We start from the raw sequence: 16,896 nt of genomic DNA on the forward strand, positions 1-16,896 counted from the left end.
GTTTCCCGATTTCGGCCTGGCCCCGGGCAGATGTGGGTCAGACGACGCGGCGCGGCATCAGATCCTGGGCGCGCAGCACCCGGAGCAGATCGTCGGGATCGATCAGGAGTCGCCCTGTCGGCGGGCGGGTCGGCGCGGATTCGGCGTACTCCAGGGCCACGGGCAGGGTGTAGAAGTCGTCGAGGTGGCGGGCAAGCTCGGTCAGCCGCCGCTCGGTTTCCTTGTTCCGCCGCCAGTTCCGCTCGCCGGCGTCAGTGTCCTGCGCGCCCTCCCGCTCCAGGCGATGGGTCCGGCACAGCCCGTCCGGATCCTTCGCGATCGCTCGCTTGCCGCACCGGTGGGCGACGTATCTCCGCCCGCCCCCCATCACCATGGCGGTGCAACGGTCGTCGTCCAACATGTTGATCAGCGCCCGCCCTCCGTCTCGCCCGGCCGGTCACCGGCCGGTCCCGAAACCCCCGCGAGCCAAGGCTAGGACGAATACGGTGAATGTCCATGGCCAGCCGGATGATTTCACCTCGATGTCACACCATTGGCGGGCGTGATGTTCGGTGTGCGCACAGCGTGCCAAGCCAGCTTCCGAAACGTCAATGGTTGAGTATTTCTTTTGCACCGGTTCCGGCCGTATTGCCACCCGCACGCGGCCCCGCCCCCGGCGTGTCCGGCGGCGTGCCAGGGCGGTGGATCGCCGAGAGCCGGGTCGTGCTCAGGTGGTGTCGACGGCGAGCGCGAACGGCAGCACCGCGGGCGCGCCGGCCTTCCGCAGCAGGCGGGCGGCCACTGTCATCGTCCAGCCGGTGACGATCCGGTCGTCGACGAGCAGGATCGGGCCGTCGACCGCGCCGAGCGCGTCGTGCAGGCCCGGCGGGACGGCGAACGCCTCCCACAGGCCGGCGAGCCGGTGGGCGCTGTTGTGGACCTGCCCGGCGTGCGGACCGCCGCCGACCCGTTCGAGCTGGCCCAGCAGCGGCAGCCGGCCGATGGCCGCGATGCGTTCGGCGAGGCTGGACACCAGCCGGGGCCGGCTGCGCGAGGCGATCGCGACGACCGCGGCCGGGCGGCGCTCCCACTCCCAGTGGGCGAGCGTGCCCACGACCGCCTCCACCAGGTCGGCGGGCAGCGGGCCGTCGGCCCCGGTCTCGACCACGGCGTCGCGGCCGGGGCCATCGTCGGGACCCGTGCCGGGGCCGGCGGCGAACATCGGCCGCAGGCGGTTGCCCCAGCCGACGTCACCGAGCCGCGCCACCACTCGTCCGGGTTCGGCGCCGGCCGTCGGCGGGATGCGGCCGGACAGGCTGATGCCCAGCCGGTTCATGCCGGTCGGCCACATCCGGCGCGGCTCGATGACGACCCCGGGACGCATCAGCTCCTCGCGGGCCCGGGTGCTGGCGGCCGTCGAGACGGCTGACGGCCACGTCCGACCGGTGCACCGGTCGCAGCGCCCGCAGGGGGCGGCGTGGGGATCGTCGAGCTGGCGGCGCAGGAACTCCATCCGGCAACCGGGGGTGGCGATGTAGTCGAGCATCGCCTGCTGCTCGACGGCCCGCGCGGCGGCGACCCGCCGGTAGCGCGGCTCGTCGTAGGACCACGCCGCCCCGGTCGCCGTCCAGCCGCCCTTGACCCGGTGGACCACGCCGTCGGTGTCGAGCACCTTCAGCATCTGGTCGAGCCGACTGGGGCCGAGGTCGACGGCGGCCAACAGCGCCTGGGTCGACATCGGCCGGTCGGCGTCGGCGAGCACCCCCAGAACCGCGCGGACCACGCGCTCGGGCGGAAAGGAGGTGTCGGCGAAGTAGCGCCAGATGTCGCGGTCCTCCGCGGCCGGCAGGAGGACGACCTCGGCGGCGTCGACGGCGCGCCCGGCCCGCCCGATCTGCTGGTAGTAGGAGATCGGCGACGAGGGCGCCCCGACGTGCACGACGAAGCCCAGATCCGGCTTGTCGAAGCCCATCCCGAGCGCGCTGGTGGCGACGAGCGCCTTGACCCGGTTGGCGAGCAGGTCCTCCTCGGCGGCGACGCGTTCGGCAGCCTCGGTGCCGCCGTGGTAGCAGGCGACCGGGTACCCCTCGCCGCGCAGGAAGGCGGTCAGCTCCTCCGCCGCCGCCTTGGTCAGCGTGTAGACGATCCCCGATCCGGGCAGCTCGCGGAGCCGCTCGGCGAGCCAGCCGAAGCGGTGCTCGGCCCGGGGCAGGGCGACGACGGCGAGCCGTAGGCTCTCCCGGTCGAGCGACCCGCGCAGCACCAGGGTGCCCGGCGCCTCGATCGCCCCCGCCCCGGCACCGGCGTCGAGCTGCTCGCTGACGTCCTCGACCACCCGCTGGTTGGCGGTCGCGGTGGTGGCGAGGACCGGGACCTGCGGGCGCAGGCCGGCGATCAGGGTGCGCAGCCGGCGGTAGTCCGGGCGGAAGTCGTGCCCCCAGTCGGAGATGCAGTGTGCCTCGTCCACCACGAGCAGACCGGTGGTGGCGGCGAGCTCGGGCAGGTAGTCATCGCGGAACGTCGGGTTGTTCAGCCGTTCGGGCCCGACGAGCAGCACGTCGAGTTCGCCGGCTCGCAGCGCCGCGTAGACCTCGTCCCACTCGGTGACGTTGCCGGAGTGGATCTCACCCGCGCGGATGCCCAGCCGGCCGGCGGCGGCCGCCTGGTTGCGGATGAGGGCGAGCAGCGGCGAGACGATCACCGTCGGCCCGATCCGCCGGCCCGGGTCCACCGGGCCGAGCCCGGCCTCGCCGCGCAGCAGGGCGGTGGCGAGGAAGTAGACCGCCGACTTGCCCCAGCCGGTGCGCTGCACGAGCAGCACCCGGCGCCGGTGGGTGACCAGCGCGTCGATCGCCTGCCACTGGTCCTCCCGCAGCACCGCGGCCGGCCCGGCCAACGCGCGCAGCAGCTCCTGCGCCCGCGCCCGCAACGCCCCGCCGCCCGCTGCCGGGGCGGACGCCTCCGCGGGGGCCGCCTGAGGTACGACGGACGCGCCGGCCGGCTGTGGGCCGGTCGCCGCCACGGATCCGTCGGCCACCGGATGCGCTGAGGTTGTCTCGTCTGCCGCCATGACAAGGTGTCTACCCGACGCCACCGACAGAGCCGGAACGGCCGAGGTCAGGCGTCCGCTCGCCCCCGATGCCGCGCACCGAGCCACCCGACCACGGAGCCGATCGCGAGGGAGACGAAGCCCCCCGAGGCCATCATCATTTCACAGGTTCCAAGGGAAGCAGGAATTTCGCATCCAGTACTTGACGGCGAGCCGTATTATTCACAATCGGGACTAACGCGATGAATAGTAACGGAAACGCGAACAGATAGCACAACCATGCATACAGCCAGAATAAGTTGCCTATCCTAAGCGTGTGGCCGACATCCTCGACGGCATTGGCCGTTGCCTGATCCTTTTCGCCACTTGGCTCGACCAGCGAACCCTTCTTCCGTGGCCTCTACTAATAGCCGCTCTGTTTCCAATACTTGCTGTCGCGCTAAGAACGACCCTATGGATGGCCCGCGGAACCACCTGGCCAGTCCAGTGCAAGTACTTCCACACGCAACAGGCACGGGCAGATAAGCCCTGTAGATCACCGGTAGCCGGAGAATGGTACTACTGTCGTGCCCATAATCACGTTACGACATACGGCGATGGACACCGCGTAGATCCCTCACTGCCGCGCTGGATGGCCTTGCAGCCAGCCGTGGATCGCCAGAATCGAGGGCGGAGGAAGATCGAGCGGGACGACATCCGGGGCGTGGGGTTTGTGATGCTCTTCTCGAACAGAGAGACTCTGCTCTTCTACAAGGGATTGGCGAAAAGGCCGCGCGACGTTCTACCGGGCCTACGCACCCTTCCCGCCGACTTTCTCCGCCGCCTCCAAGAGCTTCGTAGGCTGCCTCTTCGCGAGGCCCTTGGATTTCGGCAGACCGATGGAGACGATCTGCCACGGGGCGTGGCGGCTCATATGACAAGGGTTGTGGCCGCTACTCGATGGGTACTTGGCGCACTCCTGCTCGGACTGGTCTTCGTCCTTCTTTCAGTCCTACTGCCAGGCGGCTGGCAGACCATGGCCGAGTTCTTGGCATCAACCGCGTTTATTGCCGGATGGAGTCTGTTCCGGTTCGGCATCTGGCGAGAAGAAGATTCGGGCTGGATTCGAGAGGGGGTACGCGAAGGCCTTAAGGCCAGCGCCATACTTATCTTCTTTGGCTTCACGTCTGGCCTCATCGGCGCCACGACCGAGAGCCTGCGCGACAGCGATCCAGCCGCAGCTCTATTTCAGCTCACTGCCTTCGTGCCTGCGTAGGCAAGTCGTTTTCCCGAGTCCCTCCCTGTCAGCCTCGGGTGGATCGTGGAAAACTGGTGGGGCCATCATCTCAAGAACAATCATCCTTCCAAACGTTCCGAAGGAAATTTGGCCAGATCGCCCACGTCCACGCCCCGACCGCGATCAGAAACCAGGAGGCGCACTTCGACAGAGTCGCCCATCCAGCCTGCACTCGCCCGACCGTACGATCCTGCCAAGATTCGTTACATTCGGTGAAGCGAGAACGCTGTTCAGGCGCTGAGCCTGAGCCGCGGGCCGGCGAAGGTCGGCATGATCTCACCGAAGGTCGTCTCTGGCCGATAGCGGAGGCTGGAGGGCTTCTCACCGCGGGATCCAACGGTGCCGAACTGCAGGGTCCACAACATCGACTCCGCGGACGGCAACGTGACCACGACCGCGTCCGTCTCGTCATCCATCTGTGCGGTCAGCCAGGAGACCGGATCCGACGGCAAGGCGCAGACATAGACGATCTCACCGGCCGCGTTCAGCGCCGCGGAACGCAGCTCCGCGGCCTGGCTGTCCACCCCGAGCGCCGCGCCCAGCCGCCCGGCGACCAGCTGCCGCTCCCATACCTGTGTGTCCTGCGCGATCCGGATTACCACGCCGCGCAACTCCTGCTCAAGGTGGATCTGCATATCCAGGTCACGATTGCCGTCGAAGTACCAGGCAAGTGCATCCGGAAATGCGCTGCGCAACTCGGTGGCCGTCGGCTCGGCGATCGCCAGTCCCGGGCACTGGGGTGACCAGGCCGACCAGGAGACGCCGTCGCGCCGAACAATCACGGAGACGGCTCTAGTCACCGTGGATCACCTCCAGCGCCTCCTCCACACTCAGCCCAACCTGCTTGACCAGTATCTGCCGGACGAGCCCAGGCCCGACGGTAGTCCGGTCATGGGACGCGATCCGCAGCCGCGGGAGCCCGTCCGCCTCGAGCCACCGGTGCGACGAGCCCTCCTGCCGGGTCACGCGATATCCCAGCCGACCGAGTACCCGCAGGAGCTGGCGGGCCTTCAGCGAAGGGAACTCCCCGGTCGCCGAATCGTGGAAATCGGGCCTGGCACCGGGTGTCGTTCCCGTGTTCGCGGACAGGCGGCTCTTCTCATCACATCCTCCACTCCTTGATCGAGATGAAGGAGTCGACCATACGACGGAGAGCACGCAAAGCGGTCCGATGGACACAAAAAGAAACAATGTGGCCCTACTGGGTGCCGAGCGCCCGCCCGGGCGGGGTACCTAGATCACAGATGAATCCGAATTGATCGGTTGCCTGGGTGGGGCGACCTCTTTGGAAACGCTGGAACGACCGGCGCGTGCCGCACGGACACCGAGCCAGCCGACGACGGAGCCGATCGCGAGGGAGACGACGGTCAGGACCAGGTGGACGGTGAAGAAGCCGGTCGGGCCGTCGTCCCAGGAACGATCATCCTTCCACACGTTCCGTAGGAAGTTCGGCCAGATCGCCCACGTCCACACCCCGACCGCGATCAGGAACCAGGAGGCGCGCTTCGACAGAGTCACCCTCCCAGCTTGCACCCGGGATCGCCTCAGGCTCAGGTGAGCAACGTCCTAAGCTCCTGCGCCTCGATGCCCGCCTGACGCAGAACAGCGGCAGGGTTTCCTGTCGCCAGCTCCCGGTGAAGCGGGACGATCACAACCCGGGCACTCTCCTTGTGCCGCAGCTGCAGTGCGACCCGCGCGTGGCGACCTCTTCGAAGCCCGCACGTCCCAGGGCCCTCACGACCTTCGCCCCGCAGACCCGGGGCAGGGCAGGCGTCACGCCGACAGGCGGATGTCCAGCGCAGCGACGATGGAACCGTCCGCGGCAGTCACGGGGAAGGGCTGGTCCTCGAAGTACAGCTCCAACGCCTCGCGAAGATTCGCCGGCGACTCCCTGGCTGGTCACCTCGACCCCCAGCGTCCGCGCCACGTACCAGTCGCCCTCGTGCGTGACGACAGCCCTGACGTCCTTCCCGTCGTGAGCGGCGGGGGTTCCTGCCGTGCCGCTCACGCGGCACCTCGATGGGTTCCTGTTTCCCCGCCAACCGCCCGGACAGGTTCGGGTCTCACGTCGGCTCCACAGGCGTTTAGGGTCTCCGCCTGCCGGGGCATCCCAGCCCCGGCTTTCCGCCCAGCGGCGACCATACGAGCACCCTCGGCGAGGATGTTCCTCGCCGCCTTCAGACCACGATCATGTTCCGTGATACGCCTCATCACGGATCCGCAGCACGTCGTTGAACACGACCCGGGCGCAACCAGACGCCCGCGCCAACGCCGCCACCCGACCCGGCTGCGGATAGGCACGCTAGCGGTAGCGCACGATAGCCATCCCCGACATCGTCCCTGGTCCAGGAGCAGACCGGACGGCCACAGGCGAGGCAGACACGTGGTCCGCGCAGTCCACGTCCGTTTGGTCTTCGTCACCACGTACCGGCAGGGGGCCCTGGACACGGCGATGCTGGACCGCTGCCGGCAGATCATGGCCGACGTGCGCGACGACGTCGGTGCCTACCTCCCCACGTCCACCGGCGACAACGCCCACGTCCACCACCCCCGACGATCAGGGCTTACGCGCTACGAGGCGCGTGCCGGGTTCCGCGAAACACCCCGATCTCTCGGGCTCGGGACCGGGATGGGCCTCGTCTTGGCGTGGCTCAGGTGCGTAGCTGCTGGCGGGGGCCGGCGAAGGTGCGGATGACCTCGCCCAGCGTGGTGTCGGGCGGGTAGGCCGAAGGCTGGACCGCGGCGGAACCATCACCGGCCGCGCCGAACCGGATGGCCCACAGCATCGTCTCGGCGACCGGCAGGAGGGCGACGACGGCGTCGTTGTCGTCCTCCATCTGGGCGGTCAGCCAGGCGATCCGGTCGGACTGCAGGGCGCAGACGAAGGTGACCTCGCCCGCGCCGCTGACGGGACCGGAGCGTAGCTGCGCCCGCTGGCTCGCGACGCCGAGGGCGGCACCGAGCCGCTCGGCGATCCGTTCGCGCTCGTACAACTGGGCGTCCTGCGCGAGCCGGACGATGACACCGTGCAGCTCGCGCTCACAGTGGACCTGCGGCTCGATCGCGGCGTCCTCGCCGAAATACCAGGCGAGGACCTCGGGCAGCACGGCCCGCAGGTCCGCCGCGGCCGGCTGCACCATGGCGAGCCCCGGGTACTGCGGGGACCAGGCCGACCACGAGGGGCCGTCCTGACGCACGATGAGTGTGACGGGCCTACCCACGATGGATCATCTCCAGCGAACTCCTCCGCCGTCCCGCCGCTTTGATCAGTATCCGCGCTCGCGGGGGCGCCTGGGAGCCGTTTGAGCTAAAGGTCGTGCCGATTACGCCCAACACCGCTCTTTCCCTGCGCAACAACCACGCCGGCGGACGCGCCGAGGGCGCGATGTCGGGACATCCGGCCGGCTCCGGTCGTTCAGGGCCTGGACCCGGCTATAGCGCGTGGCCGGGACGGCGCGGCAGCCACCACCACGGATGCCGCGTCCTGCGCGAGAGACCGCTACGCCAGAGGAGTCGAACACCGTGACGGACGGCATCCATGGTCGTCATATCCGGCCCGACGAGGGGCCGTTGCTGCGCCGGCTGCGGCTGGCCGCACTCGCCGACTCGCCCGCCGCGTTCTGGCAGACGCTCGAGGCTGCGCGGGCGCAGCCAACGGCCGAGTGGGCGCGGCGTGCCGAGGCCGGGGCGGACTCTCCCGCGGAGCTGGTGGCGATCGTGGAACGGGCCGGCGAGGCGGTGGGCATGGTGCAGGGGTTCACCCCGACCGGCCGGCCCTGGTTACGCGAGCTGGGTGCCATGTGGATCGCACCCGCGGCCCGCGGCACCGGCGCCGCGGACGTCCTGCTGGCGACCGCGCTGGGCTGGGCCGGCCGGGCCGGCGCCGAGGCGGTGAAGCTGTGGGTGGCCCCCGCGAACCGGCCGGCGCGACGGCTGTACATCCGGCACGGCTTCGTCGTCCTCAGCGGTCCGCGGCCGGTCACGGACGATCCGTCGGTCAAGACGTTCATCCCGATGCTGCGGCCGCTCTATCCGGCTCGGGCGCACGGCCACCGGTGACGGCGTCGGCGCCACGCGCCGCCGCGAGGGACGGATCGGTACCCTCGCCGGCATTGACGGCGTGTGCGGTCCGCGACGTACGGGTCCGGGCGCAGGCGATGACGTCGTGGACGAAGGAGAGCTTCGCCTGCACGGCGGGTGTCAGGACGAACGGATAGAGATCGTCGCGCCCCATGCTGCGGTTGATCGCGTTGAGGGCGTACGTCAGCGGCAGCCACTGGGCAACGATCTCGGCGAGCTCCGGCGAGCTCCCGCCGGGCCCGTCCACGCCGAGCGGCAGGTCGGCGGGCTCGGCGGCGTGGCTGCGTGGCGCCACCCCGAAGGAGCCGAGATCCGGGCCGGTCACCCCCAGGCCAAACTCGGCGGCGGTTCGCAACGTGTCGCGGATATGCAGGTAGTGGGCGAAGGTCTCGGCCCAGTCCTCCCACGGGTGCATCGTGGCGTACGCGCTGACGTGGGTCTCGCGCCAGTTCTGCGGGGGGCCCTCGGCGTAGTGCCGGTCCAGAGCGGCGGAGTAGTCGAGGTCCGCGTCGCCGAACAGGTCGCGGAACTCGGCGGCCCGCCCGGAATCGGCGTCCACCAGCGAGGCCCAGTAGTAGTGGCCGGTCTCGTGCCGGAAGTGCCCGAGCAGCGTGCGGTAGGGCTCCCCGAGCTGGGTACGGACCATCTCACGGTGGGCGTCGTCGGATTCGGCCAGGTCCAGGGTGACGACGCCGTCGCTGTGCCCGGTCATCACCTTCTGCTTGGTGCTGCTCAGCAGGTCGAATGCCAGGCCGTTCGCTGGGTCGTCGACGTGGGAGACGACGGGCAGGCCGAGTTCGAGCAGCTGGGCCACGAGCCGGCGCTTGGCCGCCTCCGCCCGCTCGAACTGCTCCTTCCCCACCGGATCCGTGTCCGCCGGCCGCGTCCGCGTCAGCCGGCAGCAGACGCACAGCCCACCGGGCCAGGCGGGTTCCGCCGACGGCATGGATCCGCCCGCGTCGGGCTCCCCGTCCACCTCGGCGACACCGGCCGCGGGATTCGCGGGCGCCGGTACGGCGATGAGCCAGTTGCAGCCGGCGAGCCGCGCGTTTGCGCAGCGCCGGTAGCGGCGCCGACGCGCCGCCGGGACGGCCTCGAGGAGATCCCGGGCGATCGGGTCCGTATCGGAACCGGCGCGCGGGACCGCCACTGAGTGGGGAACGGCCCGGTCGCCGGTCGCCGGCCCGTCGCCGAGCGCAGCCCCCACCTCCGCGACCGGTGGCAGCTCGTAGAACACCGTCGCCGGGTCGTGGACGTCGTCACGGTCAGCCGCGCCCGCCGCCGGCGAATCGGGTACCAGGGTGAGGACCCGGCCCCCGTCCGGCTCGAAACCGAGCGGCGCACCGCACCGCAGACAGGCGGTGTTCTCGAAGAAGACGAGCTGCCCGCACCGGGCGCATCCGTTGACCTTCACCGGGTTCCCCTCGTTTCACGGCCCCAGCCCGCGGGCGGCAACGGGGGCGAACCCCCGAAGCCGCGGTGTACCGGCGCCAACCGGCCACGGCATACCCCGCTGCGCCCGCCACACGCACCACATTTGCCGCCTGTCGCCTAGCCCGGACGAACCCGGACATGCTGCGGGAACCCGAGATCCAGGGCTGGTGCCGCACCACGCCGCCCCGAATCCCGCCACCATCGGTAACCAGCCGGCAACCTGGCGGGGACGTCGCACCTCCGGCCGGGCAAACCCACCGCCGGAGGTGACACCTTCGCGACGGAGGTCACGGATACCCCGATAGGTCCGGTCACGGATCGGGCAGTTATCCTTGACAAGCCCCCGAAAAATCCTCCACGGAGGACCAACGCGAGGAGGTGGCCGCTGTGAGTCCTGGCGGGTGCTCCAGTAACGGCCGCTTCCTGCTAGTGGACGCCAGCTGGCGTTGAGCTCCGGCCGGAGCGCGCCGCGCGCGCCCGGTCCGCGTCCACGAACCCGGGGTTGACGACTCCCGGGGCACTGCTCGGAAGTCCGGCCGCAGTCCGGCTCACGCCCCCCGCGCGCAAGCGCAGCGTGGTCGGCTGCCGTTTCTCCGGCCCGGTGTGACGTTCGTCCGTCCCCCCGCGGCCCGGCCGGCGCCTCTGCGTCGGTGCCGGCTTCCGGATCCGCGTGGCCTCTCGGCCGCGGGGCTCTGATCGGGCAGTGCACGAGCAGGTGCGGTCGATTGATGTCGTGTCGACCTGAGGCCGCCGTGGCGACGGCGCGTGCGGCCTGCTCGAGGAGTGCGCGCTCATCGGCGGTGGCCGTTGCGCGCGGATGGGGAGCTTCCATGACCATCTCAGCATCGCGAACCACGGATCGTCACGGTCTCGGCACCGAACGTCTCGACCTGCCGGTCTCCGGCCGGCCCGCGCTGCTTCCCCGGGTGGACCGGGAGACGGTCAGCAGAATCGCGGAGACCATCGCCCGCTTCCTCGGCACCGGGCGTTATCTCGCGATCCAGACCGGCATCGTCATCGTCTGGATCGCCCTGAACATCGCGCTACCGCTGATGCGCTGGGATCCCTACCCGTTCATCCTGCTGAACCTGGCCTTCTCGACCCAGGCAGCCTATGCGGCACCCCTGATCCTGCTCGCCCAGAACCGTCAGGACGACCGTGACCGGGCCTCACTCACCGAGGACCGGGCCGTCGCCGGCCGAATGCGCGAGGACACGGAGTTCCTGACCCGCGAGGTCGCGGCCCTGCGGCTCGCTCAGAGCGAGGCGGCGACCCGCCAGTACGTCCGGGGGGAGCTGGCCGGTCAGCTGGAGGCATTGCGGGGAGATCTCGAAAGCCTGCTCCGGGAGGCCGTCGAGCTCCCGCGTCAGCCCCACGCCGCCCGCCGCTCCGGCGCGTCCTTCCAGCCCGGCACGTCCTTCCAGCCCGGCGCGGACGACCGCGCGTTGACCGGCTCGGCCGACTCCCCGGCCGCGGCCCGCGCCTGCGGGACGGGTTCCACCGAGGACGCCGACGGGCCCGGCTTCGCCCGTGCCAGGACACCGAAGCGCCCCAAGGGCGCCAAGCGCGCCCGGTCCGCAAAGGTCACGTCGACGGACGCGTCCATCGACGTCGCAACGGCCAGGATCTCGTCGGCCGACGGGCCGGCCGCCGACGGACCACCGGACGACAAATCGTCGAGCCGCCGATCGGCGGTCGACGGGTCATCGGGCCACGGGTCATCGGGCCACGGGTCATCGGGCCACGGGTCATCGGGCCACGGGTCGTCGGGCCACGGGTCGTCGGCCGACAGCCCGCGGGTTGACACCGCGAGCGATGATCCTGCTCCACCCGTCGGAGTCAGCCAGGCCGGGCACCCCGGTGGTATCTCCCGGCCCGATGAGACCGAGCCGGGCGCAGCCAGCTCCGGACCGACGATGGCGCACCTCGTCGCGAACGACAGCGCCGGTTCCCACCCCGCCCTGCCGGGGATCGCGGGCGCGCCGATGGGGGACGATCCGGTGGACGCGGACGCAGCCAGGGCAGACGCAGGCGCCGGTGGCACCGCGACCCACCGGACGAACCGGGCTACGGCGGGCCGCGGACATCATCGTGCCCCGCTTCACGCCGGATCAGCACGTCGATCAGCGGAACGCCCGAAATCGGGTGATTCACCCACAGTGAACACCCGTTCGCGACACGGCTCGTGACCGCCCGCGCCGGAGTGGCTCGAGCCAGTAGCGTTCTGTAGGTGCGTGCCGGCCGGTCGTGTCGCTCCCGTCCACCCCTGTCAGCGGAGTTCGAGACCGCCCGCCGGTCACTCACAGCCACCGTGCAGGACGCCGCCCGGCCTCAGGGCGGCAGCAGGCTCGAGCAGCGCGTCCACCCGGGGGCTCGGCGCGCCCTGATCCTCACCGTCACAGCCGTCGGGCTGCTGTTCGCCCCCGCGGCGTGGCTTACCCCGGCGCTGGGGGCAACCGCGGCGGGAGCCGTGGCCGCCACCGCGGCGGCTCCCACCGCGGCTGGCCAGGCCGTCGGCAGTGCTCAGGCCGGTACCGGGGGCAGTACGGCTGCCGGCAGCCAGGCGGACACCGGCGCTCAGGCAGATCCGGCTGCCATGCCCGCGCCGCCACCCGAGGGACCCCCCGCCCCGCCGGCACCGGCGGGGCTGACCGCGCAGGCCTGGCTGGTCGCGGACGCCGGCAGCGGCGCCGTCCTCGCCGCCTCCCACCCGCACGCGCAGGATCTTCCGGCCAGCACCATGAAGATCCTTACTGCGCTGACCGTGCTCCCCGGTCTGCCGCCGGACCGGGTCATCACCGTCGATGAGAACGCCCCCCGGGTGGACGGCACCAAGGTCGGTCTGGTGCCCGGCGTCGGCTACACCGTCCGGGACCTGGCAACCGCGATGATGATCTCCAGCGGCAACGACGCGACGGTGGCCCTCGTCGAGGCCAGCGGCGGCGGCGCGGCGGTCCTGCCCCGGATGAACGCCCTGGCCAGGTCGCTGGGCGCGCGCGAAACCGTCGCCGGCGATCCAACCGGTCTGGACAGTCCGGGGCAGGTCACCAGCGTGTACGACCTCGCCATCCTCGGCCGCGCCGCGCTCAACGACCCGATCGTGCGGGGATACCTCACCATCCCGCGGGCGTCCCTCCCCGGGCGCGGCAACCAGCGCTTCGAGATCCAGAACCACAACTCGCTGCTCCGCACGTACGACGGCGCCATCGGGGTGAAGAACGGCTACACGGTGGCCGCGGGCGCCACGTTCGTCGGGGCCGCCACCCGCGGCGGTCGCACGCTCATCGTCGCGCTGCTGCGCGCGGCCCCCGCCTACGGCACCGACGCCCGCGCCCTGCTCGACTGGGGCTTCGCGCACGCCGGGCAGGTGACGCCGGTCGGCTACCTGCCGAACTCCGCGGGGGCCGTGGCCGGTGACGCGACCCGGTCCATGGCCGGTGCGCAGGCGGCGGCGCAGCCCGCCTCGCCGCCGGTCCACCGGGCGGACCATTCGGGCGGCATCACCGGCGAGATCGGCCCGATGACCTGGATCGCGCTCGCGCTCACGGCGGGCGCCTGCGTCGTGACCGCGCTCATGCGGCGGACGGCCCGTCGGCGTCGCCGTCACCGTGGGCTCGGCCAGCCGGTGGGCACCTCGCCGGATGGGCCGCCGGCCCGCACCGTGAGTAGGCTCGGCGCGCGGCCACGCCGGCTCGTACCCCCTCAGCCCGACCCGCCCCCGGAGGTCTCCGACGGGTGGCGTCGACGCAGCAATGCCCGCAGCCTGGCGGCCAGCGTCGCGTCCGAATCGGTGGTCACGGACCCGCCGGAGGCGTCGGCGGGCTCGATCCGCCCGGCCCGGCTCCCGGGCACCATCGACCGGGCCGGCTCGACGGACGACGAGTTCGGCCCTGACCCGCTCGGCCCTGACCCGCTCGATGGGGAGCCGTTCGATGGGGACACGCTCGACCGGGACGAGTCCGGGCCGGACCGGTTCGACGGCGACGGGTCCGACCCGGGCAGGGCCGGCGTGGCCGTGTCCTGGGCGGACGAGGAAGCAAGCCCGTGGGAGGTGTCGCGCCGCGAGGCATCCCGGTTCGGCGACGCAGCCGGCCGGTGAGCCTCGGGGGACGCAGCCGTTCCCGAGGGATAGACGTCCGAGGCGTAGGGCGCGGTCACCGTCCAGGCGGCGACGAACAGCGTCCACCGCATCACGATGTTGATCCAGATGAGCAGCCCGACGATCACCGCGAACGTGCCGTAGACCGGATTGCCCGTGGTCTGGCCGATCAGCCAGGTCCCCACGACCTTGAGGATCTCCAGCCCGACAGCGCCGAGCATCGCGCCACGCACCGACCGGCTCCGGTCGGTCTGCCGCGGCAACCGCCAGAACAGGTAGAGGAACACCGCGGTGTCGATCGCGAGGGCGACGAGCAGAGCCAGGATGCCGGTGACCCAGGCGGCGGCCGTACTGCCGGACAAACCGATCCAGTCCAGGAACGTCCCGGTCGCCGAGGTCGACAGGCTGGTGACCACGAGCGAGGCCAGCAGGGTCAGCCCGAGGCCGGCGAGGACGGTGATGTCGCGCAACCGCCGCTTGATGATGTTGCCGACGTCGATGTCCTGGTGCCAGATCAACCGCAGGGCGTCGCGCAGCGCGTCGATCCAGGCGAGGCCGGCGAGCAGCAGTCCGAGCAGACCGATGAGGCCGACACCGACCTTGGCGTTGCCGATCGAGGTGACGTCGAGCTTGTCCGCCAGCCCCGGCAGGTAGTCGTTGATCTGCTTGGTCAGGCTGTCCTGCACGTCGGGGTAGGCGTCGACCACGAACCCCGTGACCGCGAAGGCGAGCGCGACGATCGGGAAGAACGACAGGAAGGCGAAGTACGTCGCCGACGCGGCCAGCCGGTCGCCGCCGTCGGCGGTGTATCGGGAATACGCCCGAACAAGATGGTCGAGAAACGGACGTTTCGCCCTTACCGCTCCGGCGGTATCGGAAACCGTGCCGACGCCGGCCCGAACCGCCTCACGAGGTCTGGTCACACCCGTCAATGTCCCCCCGGCGACGCCTGCTCATTCCCGTGAACCGATGCCGGCGCGTCGCCCTCCGTCGCCGTTCGGTTCGGATTCGTCCCCCTGCTGCCCGAACGGGAAGAAGCGTAGTTGCCGCCAGCGTAGGTCGGCCCCTCTTTCGTAGAGCCCGAACCCTCGCACGTCGAACTGCGCCTGGTAGTCGGCCAGTGCCTCGTAGGCGCGGTCGAGACCGTCCTCGTCGAGGTCGTGAGCCACGGTGACATGGGGGTGGTAGGCGAAGCTCAGCGGACGTTCCAGCGGGCCGGATCGCACCGCCGCCGCCAGCGTCGCGCAGCGGGCCGCACCGGCGACGAGTGCGACGAAGACAACGGGTGACAGTGGGCGGAATGTGCCCGAGCCTCGCAACCGAATCGTGAACGGACCGTTCGGACGGGCGAGCTGCGCCAGATGACGCTCGATCGCCGGTAGATCGGCCAGCCGGACCGTCGTCGGCCCGAGGAGGGTGACGTGCGGAACGATGAGGGCGGCATTGGGATCACCGAGCCGCTCCCGCCAGTCCTGGAGCTCGGTCCGGTAGGGCTCGGGAATGCCGATCGCCACGCCTATGTCGGCCAGGTCCACCGCGTCGGCCGGGCGGGTCGGATCCGCCGCGCGCACCGGGCCGACCGCGGACGCCGGATCGATCCCGGCCTCTGGTTCGACGCCGGCTCCTGGTTCGATCGACCTTTCAGTCATGCGCGACCGGCACCGTGGCAGACGCGGCGCCCGCGACGTCCCACCCCAAGATCGTCACTCTCGGTACTCGTGGGCACGCCATCACCGGGTCGGTGACCGGCCGTCGGGATCGGTGTCGCCGAGGAAAGCATGCCGACATCATGGCCCACGGACGCCGCCTGTCTCCCGCGGACCAGAAGACCGCGACCCGGCCGCCCGAGGATCAGGCCAAAACAGTGGCAACCCGCCATATGGGCCGGGCGGATGGCGGGAGGATCCCGACAAGTCCAGCGCAGCCCGCGCCGCACGCCCCACCCCTCGATCCGGTCACGCCGAGGGATTCACCACCTGGGGGCGGGCCTGCGCCAGCACGTCATCCGACAGGGGTGGCCACAGCCGCTGCGCCCACTCCCCGAAGTCGCGATCACACAGTGTGACGCACGCGAGCTGGGCGACCGGGTCCACCCAGAGGAAGGTGCCGGCCTGGCCGAAGTGGCCGAAGGTCACGGGTGCGTTGGCGCTGCCGGTCCAGTGCGGGTTCTTGCCGCCGCGGATCTCGCAGCCCAGCCCCCAGTCGTTCGGGTCCTGGCGACCGAAACCCGGCAGGACGCCGGCCAGCCCCGGGAAGGCGACCGACGTCGCGGCTGCGAACGTCTCGGCCGACAGCAGGGTGGGAGCGAGCAGCTCGGCGGCGAAGCTGCGCAGGTCGGCGAGAGTTGCCGTCACCCCGGAGGCTGCCGAGCCGGCGAGGCTGGCCCGCCGCATCCCCAGCGGCTCGAACACGGCCTCGGCGAGGTAGTCGGCGAAGGCGATCCCCGTCGCCCGGGTGACCGCCTCGGCCAACCGGTCGAAGCCGGCGTTGGAGTAGATCCGGCGAGTGCCCGGCGCGGCGAGGACCTTGTCGCCCTCGAAGGCCAGCCCGGAGGCGTGGGCGAGCAGGTGCGCCACGGTGGACGACTCGGGACCGGCCGGGTCGGCCAGCCCGATCGCGCCCTCCTCCACGGCGATGAGCACCGCGTAGGCGCTGAGCAACTTCGACACCGAGGCGAGCCGGAAAGGATGATCGTCCGGCCCCGTCCGGCCGAGCTCCCGGACCGCCCCGCCCGGGCCCGCCCGCCAGACCTCGGCGGCGGGAGAGTCGGCGGCGGGAGCGTCGGCGGCGGGAGCGTCATCCAGGCCGAGGACCGTGACCGCCACCGTCCTGACCGGCCACTGCGAAACCTGCACCAGTGCGTCCACGCCACGCACTGTACGAACTCTTCCGCCCGGCCGGGCTGCGGACGGACCTGGGCGGACGACGATCGGGCCCACCGCGGGCACGGGGGCGCTGGCGCACCCTCCCATGGTCGGC

Annotated in this window: 13 protein-coding genes and 2 pseudogenes; 4 read left to right on the plus strand and 11 right to left on the minus strand. The window is 71.2% G+C overall.

The annotated features are described in order from the left end of the window. Window positions 1-37 precede the first annotated feature (37 nt). Complete coding sequence (locus FRAQA3DRAFT_RS17780) at window positions 38-400, minus strand: hypothetical protein (protein WP_009740433.1); 363 nt, start codon at window positions 398-400, stop codon at window positions 38-40. A 306-nt stretch (window positions 401-706) separates the two neighbouring features. Then, entirely contained in the window at window positions 707-3,049 is a 2,343-nt protein-coding gene (locus tag FRAQA3DRAFT_RS17785) for a RecQ family ATP-dependent DNA helicase (protein ID WP_009740434.1), read from the minus strand. A 994-nt stretch (window positions 3,050-4,043) separates the two neighbouring features. On the opposite strand from FRAQA3DRAFT_RS17785, the gene FRAQA3DRAFT_RS35205 reads away from it, so the two are divergent. Next, window positions 4,044-4,283 carry a hypothetical protein gene (locus tag FRAQA3DRAFT_RS35205; protein ID WP_009740435.1) on the plus strand — a complete coding sequence of 80 codons (240 nt, stop codon included), beginning with the start codon at window positions 4,044-4,046 and terminating at the stop codon, window positions 4,281-4,283. A 251-nt stretch (window positions 4,284-4,534) separates the two neighbouring features. On the opposite strand, the gene FRAQA3DRAFT_RS17795 is transcribed toward FRAQA3DRAFT_RS35205, so the two are convergent. The 5 genes and pseudogenes from FRAQA3DRAFT_RS17795 to FRAQA3DRAFT_RS17820 form a co-directional block, all read right to left on the minus strand. Beyond that, on the minus strand, window positions 4,535-5,104 hold the full coding sequence (locus FRAQA3DRAFT_RS17795) for a hypothetical protein (protein WP_009740436.1): 570 nt from the start codon (window positions 5,102-5,104) through the stop codon (window positions 4,535-4,537). Further along, complete coding sequence (locus FRAQA3DRAFT_RS37385) at window positions 5,097-5,270, minus strand: type II toxin-antitoxin system HicA family toxin (protein ID WP_232291649.1); 174 nt, start codon at window positions 5,268-5,270, stop codon at window positions 5,097-5,099. Before FRAQA3DRAFT_RS37385 ends, FRAQA3DRAFT_RS17795 begins: the two co-directional genes overlap by 8 nt. 267 nt (window positions 5,271-5,537) lie before the next feature. Beyond that, window positions 5,538-5,822, minus strand: a complete 285-nt coding sequence (locus tag FRAQA3DRAFT_RS17805; protein WP_035921097.1) for an SCO4848 family membrane protein — start codon at window positions 5,820-5,822, stop codon at window positions 5,538-5,540. 685 nt (window positions 5,823-6,507) lie between these two features. Further along, window positions 6,508-6,582 (minus strand): annotated as a pseudogene (locus FRAQA3DRAFT_RS38815) (helix-turn-helix domain-containing protein); the annotation flags it as partial. 373 nt (window positions 6,583-6,955) lie between these two features. Further along, window positions 6,956-7,525: a hypothetical protein gene (locus FRAQA3DRAFT_RS17820; RefSeq protein WP_009740439.1), complete on the minus strand. Its 570-nt coding sequence runs from the start codon at window positions 7,523-7,525 to the stop codon at window positions 6,956-6,958. A gap of 301 nt (window positions 7,526-7,826) precedes the next feature. Here FRAQA3DRAFT_RS17820 and FRAQA3DRAFT_RS17825 point away from each other — a divergent pair, with 301 nt between their 5' ends. Next, window positions 7,827-8,363: a GNAT family N-acetyltransferase gene (locus FRAQA3DRAFT_RS17825; protein WP_009740440.1), complete on the plus strand. Its 537-nt coding sequence runs from the start codon at window positions 7,827-7,829 to the stop codon at window positions 8,361-8,363. On the opposite strand, the gene FRAQA3DRAFT_RS17830 is transcribed toward FRAQA3DRAFT_RS17825, so the two are convergent. Beyond that, window positions 8,311-9,798 carry a putative zinc-binding metallopeptidase gene (locus tag FRAQA3DRAFT_RS17830; RefSeq protein WP_009740441.1) on the minus strand — a complete coding sequence of 496 codons (1,488 nt, stop codon included), beginning with the start codon at window positions 9,796-9,798 and terminating at the stop codon, window positions 8,311-8,313. The two genes, FRAQA3DRAFT_RS17825 and FRAQA3DRAFT_RS17830, sit on opposite strands and share 53 nt — an antisense overlap. 850 nt (window positions 9,799-10,648) lie before the next feature. Between FRAQA3DRAFT_RS17830 and FRAQA3DRAFT_RS34185 the strand changes: the two genes are divergently transcribed. Together FRAQA3DRAFT_RS34185 and FRAQA3DRAFT_RS37390 are read left to right on the plus strand one after the other, a co-directional pair. Beyond that, window positions 10,649-12,007 (plus strand): DUF1003 domain-containing protein, encoded by a 1,359-nt coding sequence (locus FRAQA3DRAFT_RS34185; RefSeq protein WP_009740442.1) that lies wholly within the window; start codon window positions 10,649-10,651, stop codon window positions 12,005-12,007. 407 nt (window positions 12,008-12,414) lie between these two features. After that, window positions 12,415-13,062 (plus strand): annotated as a pseudogene (locus FRAQA3DRAFT_RS37390) (D-alanyl-D-alanine carboxypeptidase family protein); the annotation flags it as partial. A 458-nt stretch (window positions 13,063-13,520) separates the two neighbouring features. Here FRAQA3DRAFT_RS37390 and FRAQA3DRAFT_RS33320 read toward each other — a convergent pair. The 3 genes from FRAQA3DRAFT_RS33320 to FRAQA3DRAFT_RS17855 all read right to left on the minus strand — a co-directional run bounded on the left by FRAQA3DRAFT_RS33320 (window position 13,521) and on the right by FRAQA3DRAFT_RS17855 (window position 16,784). Next, on the minus strand, window positions 13,521-14,840 hold the full coding sequence (locus tag FRAQA3DRAFT_RS33320) for a YihY/virulence factor BrkB family protein (protein WP_232291650.1): 1,320 nt from the start codon (window positions 14,838-14,840) through the stop codon (window positions 13,521-13,523). A gap of 30 nt (window positions 14,841-14,870) precedes the next feature. Continuing rightward, window positions 14,871-15,566, minus strand: coding sequence for a 2'-5' RNA ligase family protein (locus FRAQA3DRAFT_RS17850; RefSeq protein WP_009740444.1), 696 nt, complete (start codon window positions 15,564-15,566; stop codon window positions 14,871-14,873). Between the two features lie 306 nt (window positions 15,567-15,872). Then, the gene (locus tag FRAQA3DRAFT_RS17855) at window positions 15,873-16,784 is read right to left on the minus strand and encodes a serine hydrolase (RefSeq protein ID WP_035921103.1); all 912 of its coding nucleotides are present in this window, start codon (window positions 16,782-16,784) and stop codon (window positions 15,873-15,875) included. Between the last annotated feature and the right edge of the window lie 112 nt (window positions 16,785-16,896).

This window comes from Frankia sp. QA3 (assembly GCF_000262465.1).
Lineage (GTDB): Bacteria > Actinomycetota > Actinomycetes > Frankiales > Frankiaceae > Frankia.

Coding starts and splice junctions, on each gene's coding strand:
- FRAQA3DRAFT_RS17850 (WP_009740444.1), bottom strand. CDS start 15,566: ATGACTGAAAGGTCGATCGAACCAGGAGCCGGCGTCGAACCAGAGGCC.
- FRAQA3DRAFT_RS34185 (WP_009740442.1), top strand. CDS start 10,649: ATGACCATCTCAGCATCGCGAACCACGGATCGTCACGGTCTCGGCACC.
- FRAQA3DRAFT_RS17785 (WP_009740434.1), bottom strand. CDS start 3,049: ATGGCGGCAGACGAGACAACCTCAGCGCATCCGGTGGCCGACGGATCC.
- FRAQA3DRAFT_RS17780 (WP_009740433.1), bottom strand. CDS start 400: ATGTTGGACGACGACCGTTGCACCGCCATGGTGATGGGGGGCGGGCGG.
- FRAQA3DRAFT_RS35205 (WP_009740435.1), top strand. CDS start 4,044: ATGGCCGAGTTCTTGGCATCAACCGCGTTTATTGCCGGATGGAGTCTG.